Source organism: Candidatus Poribacteria bacterium (genome assembly GCA_021295755.1).
Lineage (GTDB): Bacteria > Poribacteria > WGA-4E > WGA-4E > PCPOR2b > PCPOR2b.
In genome coordinates, this window is sequence record JAGWBT010000136.1 from 1219 (window position 1) to 11829 (window position 10611).

Genomic DNA, 10611 nt, shown 5'->3' on the forward strand with positions numbered 1-10611 from the left:
GCAGTCGTGTTGACCGCACAATTAGAAAGTGGATTCCCTAACAAGAATCCAAATGCTTTAGCTTTTGGAGTACGTCAATCATTAGTGTAGTGGGGTTGGGAAACCTAACCTACAGGATTTAAAAAAAGACAGTGCACAACGGAAAGAGAAACCGAGTTTTGAAGAAAAAACTCGGTTTCTGTTGCACGATTTCTTAACGTGAGCGAAAAGAATAATGCAAGTTGCTACCTATGTTATGTCCCTTGTTTGCGTTTGTCTGTTTTTTGCTGGCATCGTTCATTCCTCCAGCCATAGGGGTGAAAAAAATAATGCCTAGGGACTTTTATTTGCACACTACACATCACATGTTATTTGTCGTTAATTATATCATAACGACAGTTAATTATCCATTAAAAACGTTTCACTTTTATAGTGCGCCAAGGTGTGGCGCGTTCATAAGCGTGGGCGACTTGAAGCAGCGTTTTTTCAGACCACCACGGGCCGGTAATCTGTAACCCGACAGGCAAGCCTGGGTCGCTATCGGAACCTTCAACCTGCACAAAGCCACATGGCACGGAGATTGACGGTAAACCGAGCAGGTTAATCAGACGTGTATTCCGGGTCAAGTGCGGACGGATGCGGTTAGATTCGCTGCCGCCAGACAAATCGTGTGTACTCCGAAGTGGGGCAGCAATAGGGGCAGTTGGCGATAGAATACAATCAACCTGATCAAATGCTTTGGCAAACTCACGTCTGGTGATTTCCCGTACGCGAATCGCTTCCACGTAATCCGTAGCCGACAATTCCAGTCCCTGTTCAAGTAATTCACGCACATCAATGCCATAATCCTCTCTATGTGTTGCGAGGCGTTCCTGATGAAACTGACCGGCTTCCGCCGTCAAAAGTGTCAGTGTAACCTCATGCCCTGCCGGTGCAGATGGCAGATCGAGTTCAACAATCTCCACTCCCAACCCCTCTAGGACTTTAATCGCGTCACCTACAACTCGCTCAACTTCTGGGTCAAGGTTCTCGAAGAAATGCTGTTTTGGAACCCCCGCCCTACGCCCACAGATAGGTTGATCTAATCCTTCAGTGTAATCCGGCACCGGCTGATTTTCGCTGTGTACATCGCGAGGATCATAACCAGCAAGGATATTCATCATCAGTGCGACATCGTGAACATAGCGGCACATGGGACCCACAGTATCGAGGGACTGCGCCAGTGCAAGGACGCCGTGAACGCTGGTGCGTCCGAAGGTTGGTTTCAATCCCACATGCCCACACACCGCTGCCGGGATACGTATCGACCCCCCGGTATCGCTGCCCAATGCACCGGCACAGCAACCCGCAACAACGGCTGCCGCCGAACCTCCACTTGACCCGCCTGGCACCCGCGCAGTATCCCACGGATTCGCAGTTGCCCCAAAGTGCGGATTTTCTGTCGTCACGCCGAAAGCAAATTCATGCAGATTGGTTTTACCGATGATAATTGCTCCGGCATCTCTTAGCTTGGAGACGAGTGCAGCATCGAATTGTGGTGATTCTTGTGAAAAGAAGTTTGAACCGGCTGTGCTGCGGGTTCCTTCAACATAAATTATATCCTTGAGGGCGATGGGTATCCCGTGTAGCGGGCTGCGATCCTTCCCGCTTCTTATCTCTACTCCCGCCTGTCTAGCCCTTTCGAGGCTTTCCTCCCGAAACACGGTGATGAAGGCATTCAATTGTGGTTCACATTCATCAATGGCCTCAAGCGTTGTTCCAATGAGTTCAACAGGAGAGATTTCGCCTTTGCGAATCTGCGCCGCAAGTTGAGCGATTGATGCGTGTAGAATATCGTCCATTGGGACCTCCGTTAGCCCTTAATCAATTCAACGGCGATGGCAGCAAGTATACCCAACCAAACCGGAATCATCAGTCCAATGGTCCACTTAAAGTTATCTCGAATATCTTTGCTCAAGCTAGCATGAGTATCAGTGATATCTTTGCTCAAGCTAGCATGAGTATCAGTGATATCTTTGCTCAAGCTAGCATGAGTATCAGCGATATCTTTGCTCAAGCTAGTGTAAGTATCAGTGAGGCGTGCCTCAAACAAGCTCATCCGTTCCTCAATCGAAATCATTCGATTTTCTACAGAAACAATGCGATTTTCTACAGAAACAATGCGATTTTCCAGTGAATCTATACGTGCATCGAGTGTACTAAATCGCTCGTTTACCTGATCGAGTGCGCCACGCAAGTAATTCTGCTCTTTGACAACCTCCAACAATATTTCACCGTGCTGTTGGAGGACTGTCCCATGTCGTTGAAGTATTTCACCATGTTGCTGGAGCGTTATACTGTGCTGTTGGAGAATATCTCTGTTCTGTTGAACGATATTTTTGATTTCCGTGATTTCGGGATTGGTATAGGGCATTGTATCAACTGCTAGCCCATCGGTCAAGGATAAATAGAGAACCACCAAGAGCATCGAGTTCTCCTGTAGGAGGAATCTCCGAATCCCGACTCCTCCCTAATTTACCCGAGGGCAACCGTCCCACGAATCATGCCCCACGGTTCAGGAGCGCATCTGCGTTTGGACGGATCTGTGTCAAATCTTCCGGGCGACTGAGTTCGTACATGAACACCCCCGGATACTCAATCTCATCTAAAGCACCTACAACCCCATTCCAGTCAACGGTGCCGCGCCCCGGCAGGAGATGTTCGTCCCGCTCACCGTGATTGTCGTGCAGGTGCAAGGTAATCAGATGTTCACCAATAGTTCGTAGTGCCTCCACCGGATCACCCCCGATATTGCGATGTCCTGTATCAATAACAACGCCTACGTTTGGGACATCCAAATCTGTCATCAGTTCGACAAGACGTATGGGGTCGCCGGTATAACCTCGCGGCACGTTTTCCAGCGCAAAAGAAACCTCTCTGGGGGCTGCATATTCTGCGACAGCGCGGAGGTTGTCGAGGAATGCGGATCGCTTTTCTGCGTGGAGTGGTTCGTCGGGTTCAGGGATTTGGATATGATGCGTCACAAGAATTCCGCCCCCTAAAACCTCCATGGCGTCAACCGCTTGACGATAGGCAATCAGCGTTTTATCTTGCTGTGCCCCGTCGAGTGTTGCCAGATCATAATCATCAAATATCTCCAGATGGATGTGAAGCGAATTAAGATGTAACGATAGATCTTCCATCGCTAAACGGAGCGCGGTAAACGTCTCAAGATCCGTGAACGAAAAATCGGGGTGATAATCTGTCAACTCCAGAGATTCAATCCCCGCCTGCTGAAATTCGTGAAAGAGTGTCCAGTTCAACGGGCGGTCACGATGCAGTATTGTCGAAGCACCAATCTTCATGGTGAGTTTCCTTTCCTTATTTGGTTATTTGGTTATGAGATTGCGGCATCAATGGGACAGTTATTTCTGGATTCCTGTATCGATTTCTGTTAAACTTGTCCCAACTATCTCAGAGCTTGGCCTATATTGGAGGACACATGCAAAAAATTATACTCGATACAGATATTGGCGATGATATAGACGACGCACTCGCTTTGGCTTTTGCCATTATGAGCGGTAAACTTGATATTCTCGGTGTGACAACAGTCTTCAGAAATGCGGAACAGCGCGCAGAGTTAGCGTGCTGCTTGCTGGAGACATTAGGGCGAACAGATATCCCTGTCTATTCTGGTATCGGCAAAACCCTCCTTCAATCGATTCCGGATTGGGAACAGGTTGCAGCCAGCCATCGTCCGCGCCAAATGGAGGTGCTAAAGAGACAGCAGCCGTCAATTCAACCGATGCCCGGCAACGCCGTTGATTTTATTATCGACACGGTGATGGCAGGCGACGGGGATATCACACTTGTACCTATCGGACCCTTTACAAACATTGCGGCGGCATTCACCATAGAACCACGTTTAGTACAGAAAACGCAAATCGTCATGATGGGAGGTGCGACAGACCGGGTGCGCCCAGAGTGGAATGCACTCTGCGACCCCGAGGCGACGCGGGTTGTTTTCGGTACAGGGGTGCCAATTACGATGGTTGGCCTTGATGTCACGACGAAGTGCGTCATGAGCTACGAGCAGGTAAAAACCATCGGGTCGGTAGACCGCCCGATTAACCAGATCTGTTCTGAGTTAATCCATCTATGGGGTGGCGATAATCCAGAACCGCGTCCAACCCTGCATGACCCCTTGGCGGTGGCAATTCTCCTTGATTCCACCCTCTGCGAAATGCGCGAAATGCGGATTGAGGTTGAAACGCTGGCGGATCAGCTGCGCGGCGCAACTGTCCCGGTCGTTGGCGACCCGAATGCTTCTGTCTGTACTTCTGTCGATGCGACTCGGTTCATGGATTACTTTGTGAAGACATTAACTGCCTGAGAAAATCCGATCGACGTATGCCCCTCACGCTATCAACGGCGTCGGTTCCGTTCTTGATATAGCAACTCCATCAGTTTGGGCACGTCAGGGTTATCTGGTTCCAAGCGCATGACCGCTTCACCTTCTGCAATCGCTGCGTCAAGCATCCCCACGTTGTAATATGCCCAACCAAGGGCCGCGTGGATAATCGCAGCATCCGGATCTAATCGCAACGCCTGCTGATATTGCTCAATCGCCTCGTGGTACTTCTTTTTTTTCAGAAAGATATTTCCCTGTTCAAAGTATGGATTGCCGCGACTTGTAATCTGAGGTTCTCTTGTCGGTTCGGATTGATAGGTTGCTCCACAGCCGATGAAAAATAAAACCCAGAACCCCGTTGTGCATTTCACCCACAGTCTCATCGTAGCCCCCTTTCTCAATCAAATAAGATAGCATTGTCAAGGATTTCTGTCAATTCGAAAGCCAAATTTTCGCCGCACAATAATCAAGAACGAAGGGGAAACCTACTCTAATTTCTTGGAATGCTAGCTTGTGTTTTCCGCAGACTTATGATATTATAATCCTGTACTCACATCGTAATTATCCTTAATGAAAAATCTCTCAGCCTTTTATGAGGAGGAAGCGCAATGGGAAAGATTAATACATTGGTGTTTGCTGGTGGTGCTGTTCACGATTGGAAAGGGTGCAGCGAAGTGATAATTGACGCACTATCGCAGAGGGATGAATTCGAGATTACCAAGGTAGAGGAAGACCTTGATGCGTTAGTTGCCCCGAATCTTGATCCGTATGATCTGATTGTCTTCTATTATACAATCGGAGAAATTACTGACGCCCAAAAGAACGGCTTACTAAATCATATTGCTTCGGGCAAGGGCTACGTCGGGGTGCACTCCGCAGCCGATTCATTTCGAGAGTGCCCCGAATATAGATCGATGGTCGGTGGCTATTTTGTCACGCACCCACGCTATCGCGATTATCAGGTGAGCATCGTGGATACTGAGCATCCCATTACGGAAGGTCTCGACGAGACAGTGGTCACGGACGAACAGTATATCCTCGACTACGATCCACGCAACCACGTACTCGCGTCGGCGTTGTGGCAGGGCGATGCAGTGCCTGTCGCATGGACAAAAAGCTGGGGAGATGGTCGTGTATTCTATCTAGCGCTGGGGCACGACGCCAAAGCGTGTGAACATGAGATATTTGGTACGATGCTGCAACGGGGGGCACTCTGGGCAGGAACGCCGGGGGAATGAAACGTAAAGCGTGAAACCTCTTGTAAGGAGAAAATAAACATGAAGTCAATTGCCGTATTCAATAATAAAGGTGGTGTCGGCAAAACGACTTTGACCTACCACCTTGGGTGTGCGCTTGCTGAGTTGGGTCATAAAACGCTTCTTGTCGATTTAGATCCACAATCTAATCTGACACTATTTGGTTTGGATCCAGAGGCATTACACGAAATCTGGCAGATTGAAGATGTGTTTATAGATGACTTTGTTCAAGCGCGTAAGGAAAAATCTCAAGCTGAATTTGAGGCTATCGCGGGTAATGTGCGTTCCATCCACTTCCTCCTAAAACCGACTGAGGATGGAACAGATACACCGGAATCCCTTGCAAAACCGCTTAAGTTACGCGACGAGCTGGGGCTAATTCCGGGCAGACTTACAATACATACCTATGAAGACAAAATTGCGAGTCGCTGGACAGATGTTTATGGTGGGGATCCGCTAGCCATCCGTACAGTAACACAAATACGGAATTTTTGCGAGGTGTATGCAAAAAATTATTCCTATGACTATGTTGTGATTGATACATCGCCAAGTCTTGGTATACTTAATAAGGCTATTATATCCACTGTAGATGGATTTCTGATTCCTTGTATGCCAGACATGTTTTCCCTTTACGGCATACAGAATATTGGTAAATCCCTTAAAGGTTGGAAGCGTGATTTTAATACGATTTTTAGTCTACTTTCCGATGCAAAATTAAGCTATTTCCCTAAAAATTTCGTCAGTTTTTTGGGGTTCACGATTTTCAATGCCAGGAAATACTCTGGGTCGGGCGATTGGAATTTATCTAAGGCACATCAGAACTATGCCGAACAGATTCCCGCCACGATTAGAAAATATATTGATGCTGATCACAGAAAGCACCTAACCGAACCGCAGCTAGAAGAGCCCGTTGGTGGAACGGCTGTTATGCACTCCTACTCAACACGTCCAAATATGGCTCAAAAATACAGAGCACCCATGTGGGAAGTCCCAGGTTGTCATCTGGAAGGACGTGATAGGAATACTATTTTGGGTAATAGACAACTATATGAAAACACTAAAACAGGTTTCCATATTTTTGCTAAAGACCTCTTGACGCGACTTGACCAACTGGAGATTGATAATGGTTGATGAAGCAAGTATGGAAGCTATCATCAAGCGAGTTCAAAACAACCTTCACGATATAGACCTTTTTCGTAATTACACAGTCCGATTTTTTGAGACGCATCCGGACTTAACCCAATCGCTCCAAATCGTTCATTCCGTAAAAAGTCGGTTGAAAGATTTACAACACCTTCGTGAAAAAATACAACGCAAATCGTCATCTGAAGACCCAATTACGCCAGAGAATATCTTCAATCGGATAACCGACATTGCTGGTGTTCGAGTGCTGCATCTGTATCAAGTCCAATTCCCACAGATTCACCGTGCGATTACCCAAAAACTAGATAGTCAAGATTGGATGCTTTATGAACAACCGAAAGCTTATACTTGGGACCCGGAATCACAAGATTTCTTTGCACGTCAAGGCTTGAACGTTGAATTGAAAGAGAGTTTATACACCAGCATTCACTACGTGATTAAGCCTAGAGAGGATTCACCTGTTTCTTGCGAAATTCAGGTTAGAACCCTTTTTGAGGAGATTTGGGGTGAAATCGATCACCTAATCAATTATCCTGAACCAACTGACAGTGTAGCTTGTCGAGAGCAGATAGGCGTTTTAGCACGGTTGGTTGGTGCCGGGAGCCGTCTTGCAGATTCAATCTATCGCACCTATTCTGATGAAAAAACGGCTCACAGACATCCAAATAGATGAGGAAACGCCCACGTGCCGAATCCTTTTCCTTGATGGAGTGTACTTTGACAGCGTTGATGCAGGCTGCATCCCCAAACTCGGTTTGCGAGTTGGACTAGAGATCGAAGCGGAGGTGCTCCAGAAGCTAATCCAAGCAGACGAAGGGCTGCGAGCGAAAAACTATGCACTTAAATTACTATCCAACCAGAGTTATAGTAAGAGTCAGATGGGCTATCAACTTGGGCAGAAAGGCTTTGGTACAGAGGCAATCGACATCACGTTGGAAGATCTTGAGCAGCTTGGTCATATCAAGGATGAGAACTTCGCCAAAAAATGGGTGGCGCGCCGTCGACGTTCAAAGCCGAAAGGCAAAAAAGTATTAGCCCATGAATTGGCTAATCATAACATAGACAGAACTACCGTAGATCGTGTGCTGGCGGAGATTCAGGACGCGGAGGAAACAAAGTTGGCATTGCAATTGGCACAGAAACAGGCAAAGCGCTACCAATCACTCGCACCAGAGGTTGCGAAACGCCGGCTGCACGGTTTTCTACTCAGGCGTGGATTTGACTATGAGACGATCCAGAGTGTAATCGAGCGAGTGTTGATCAAAGGAAATGGACAATGACATCAGATGAAATCAGGTCGGGTTTTCTAGAATACTTCCGAAAACAGGGGCATACGGTTGTTCCGAGTGCTCCGTTAATACCTGCCGACGACCCAACCCTACTGTTCACAAACGCCGGGATGAACCAGTTTAAGGACGTCTTTCTCGGAACGGGGCGACGCGAGTACAGACGGGCTGCTGATACCCAAAAAGTGCTACGCGTCAGTGGGAAGCATAATGATCTGGAAGAGGTTGGCTACTCCCCGGGGCACCATACCTTTTTTGAAATGTTGGGAAATTGGTCATTCGGTGATTACTACAAGCGTGAAGCGATTGGCTACGCTTGGGAGTTAATCACAGAGATCTGGAAAGTTCCCAAGGAACTCCTCTGGGCGACGGTTCACGACACCGACGACGAGGCCGAAAAACTGTGGCTTGAGGAAACCGATATACCGCTTGACCGCATCCGTCGATTTGACAAAGACAATTTCTGGGAAATGGGAGAGACAGGTCCCTGTGGTCCTTGCTCTGAACTTTTTGTCGATCTCGGTCCTGAGATGGATCCGGCATCGGTTGACGACCCGAATACAGGTCCCAATATCAGCGAACGCTTTCGCGAGATCTGGAATCTGGTGTTTATTCAATATAACCGAGATGCAGCAGGTGAACTCCACCCGTTACCCGAAAAGCACGTAGATACCGGTATGGGGTTCGAGCGGATAGTTGCCATCATGCAAGGCGTTGATTCTAACTATAAAACGGACGTGTTCAGCCCGATTCTTGAAGCGATCTCTAACATCACCAATCAGGATTATTTTGATGATGAGCGTGGTGTGCCGCATCGTGTTATCGCAGATCATATTCGATGCCTTACCTTTGCTATTGGTGATGGCGTGATGCCTTCTAATGAAGGGCGCGGTTATGTCATCCGCCGTATCCTTCGTCGGGCGGTGCTATATGGCAAGCGGTTGGGCATGGAAGAACCGTTCATCTACAACCTTGTGGACAAGGTTGTAGATCTACTCGGTCCTGTTTTCCCCGATGTGCTGCCTCGTCACGATTTTATTAAACGGATTATTCACGGTGAGGAGGGGCGGTTCCATCAGACCCTAGATCGTGGGCTAGAAATTCTCCAGGGTTCGCTCGACGAACTTGATACGCAGCAGCAGTCTGTTCTGTCAGGGAATCGAGCCTTTGAATTGTACGACACCTTTGGATTCCCACTAGATCTGACACAGATGCTTGCAAGGGAACGTGACTTTACGGTTGATGAAGACGGGTTTACAGCAAGTATGTCGCAGCAGCGCGAGCGCAGCCGTGCAGATTGGAAAGCCGCCGGCGGTGGAGACACTGGGGAGGCAATCTATGCGGACATCCTCAACGAATACGATACCACCGAGTTTTTGGGTTATGACAGATCCCACGCTGAAGCAGAGGTTATCGCTCTCATCCGAGGCGATGAGTTGGCGTCAGGTGTCCACGAGGGAGAGGAAGTTTCTGTGATACTTAATCAGACACCTTTCTACGGAGACTCCGGGGGCCAAGTCGGTGATATTGGTGTTATCGCTAGCGAAAATGCGAAACTTGAAGTTATCGATACTGTAAAACCTGTGTTAGATCTGTTCGTTCATAAGTGTAAGGTAGTAGAAGGGGAGATTACACCGCAGACACCGGTGGAAGCGGGGATTGATGTCGCGCGTCGTCAACACATAGCTGTCAGCCACACGGCGACGCATATCCTTCATCATGCCTTGCGTGCCGTCCTTGGAACGCATGTCGGTCAGGCGGGTTCACTCGTTGAGTCGGGGCGACTGCGATTCGACTTCACCCACTATGAAGCTGTCAGTCCAGAACACCTACACGAAATAGAGAGCGAAATCAACGACCGGGTTCGCCTCAATAACGCTGTCGAGACCGAGTATCTGCCACTGCAAGCAGCAAAGGACCGTGGCGCACTCGCCTTCTTCGGAGAGAAGTATGGTGAAATCGTGCGGTTTGTACGGATCGGCGACTACAGCAAGGAACTGTGCGGCGGAACTCACGTCCGCGCTGCAGGAGAAATCGGGCTTGTAAAGATTACCAGCGAGAGCAGCATCGCCGCCGGGGTGCGTCGTATCGAGGCGTTGACTGGAGCGGCAGCCTATCAACGCATCCACTCTGAAGATGAAACGCTTACGGCTATCGCAAATCTGCTCAAAACTTCAAAACAATCGACTCCTGAACGCATTGAAGCGGTGCTTCAAACTAATCGCGAATTAGAAAGACAGATCAATGCGCTTCAATCGCAGGTGGCTCAATCGCAGGTTGGTGATCTGGTGAATAATGCCGTTACGATTGACGGTTTTCGGGTCATTGCCGCTGCTCTCGAAAATACGGATCGGAACGGGTTACGGCAACTTGTCGATGATTTAAAAAACCGCCTTGGAACTGGTGTCGTTGTGCTCGCTTCGGCAACTGGCAACGATGTTGCGTTTGCTGCCGGTGTTACGCCAGATCTCGTGCAGAACCGTGGCTTACAGGCCGGGAAAATTATCCAAGCGGTGACGCGGCTTGCAGATGGTCGTGGCGGTGGACGTCCTGAGCT

10 protein-coding genes are annotated in these 10611 nt (G+C 48.6%); 6 read left to right on the forward strand and 4 right to left on the reverse strand.

Translation table 11 applies throughout. The annotated features are described in order from the left end of the window. Window positions 1–389: 389 nt before the first annotated feature. The 3 genes from J4G02_17955 to J4G02_17965 form a co-directional block, all read right to left on the reverse strand. Entirely contained in the window at window positions 390–1820 is a 1431-nt protein-coding gene (locus J4G02_17955; GenBank protein ID MCE2396423.1) for an amidase, read from the reverse strand. Between the two features lie 11 nt (window positions 1821–1831). Further along, window positions 1832–2446, reverse strand: a complete 615-nt coding sequence (locus J4G02_17960) for a hypothetical protein (protein MCE2396424.1) — start codon at window positions 2444–2446, stop codon at window positions 1832–1834. Between the two features lie 73 nt (window positions 2447–2519). Beyond that, window positions 2520–3323: a sugar phosphate isomerase/epimerase gene (locus J4G02_17965; protein MCE2396425.1), complete on the reverse strand. Its 804-nt coding sequence runs from the start codon at window positions 3321–3323 to the stop codon at window positions 2520–2522. A 137-nt stretch (window positions 3324–3460) separates the two neighbouring features. Between J4G02_17965 and J4G02_17970 the strand changes: the two genes are divergently transcribed. After that, a complete protein-coding gene (locus J4G02_17970; GenBank protein ID MCE2396426.1) occupies window positions 3461–4351 on the forward strand; it encodes a nucleoside hydrolase in 891 nt (296 codons plus the stop codon). 32 nt (window positions 4352–4383) lie between these two features. Here J4G02_17970 and J4G02_17975 read toward each other — a convergent pair whose 3' ends face one another. Continuing rightward, on the reverse strand, window positions 4384–4740 hold the full coding sequence (locus J4G02_17975) for a tetratricopeptide repeat protein (protein ID MCE2396427.1): 357 nt from the start codon (window positions 4738–4740) through the stop codon (window positions 4384–4386). Window positions 4741–4977: 237 nt separating this feature from the next. On the opposite strand from J4G02_17975, the gene J4G02_17980 reads away from it, so the two are divergent. From J4G02_17980 to alaS, 5 genes are all read left to right on the forward strand, one after another. After that, a complete protein-coding gene (locus J4G02_17980) occupies window positions 4978–5607 on the forward strand; it encodes a ThuA domain-containing protein (protein MCE2396428.1) in 630 nt (209 codons plus the stop codon). Window positions 5608–5646: 39 nt separating this feature from the next. Beyond that, entirely contained in the window at window positions 5647–6756 is a 1110-nt protein-coding gene (locus J4G02_17985; protein ID MCE2396429.1) for an AAA family ATPase, read from the forward strand. Window positions 6757–6766: 10 nt separating this feature from the next. After that, window positions 6767–7441, forward strand: coding sequence for a RelA/SpoT domain-containing protein (locus J4G02_17990; protein MCE2396430.1), 675 nt, complete (start codon window positions 6767–6769; stop codon window positions 7439–7441). Further along, window positions 7377–8048, forward strand: coding sequence for a regulatory protein RecX (locus J4G02_17995; GenBank protein MCE2396431.1), 672 nt, complete (start codon window positions 7377–7379; stop codon window positions 8046–8048). The genes J4G02_17990 and J4G02_17995 overlap by 65 nt, the downstream gene beginning before the upstream one ends. Continuing rightward, window positions 8045–10611: alanine--tRNA ligase (gene alaS / locus J4G02_18000; GenBank protein MCE2396432.1), on the forward strand; the 2567-nt coding region annotated here is incomplete at its 3' end. The genes J4G02_17995 and alaS, both read left to right, overlap by 4 nt.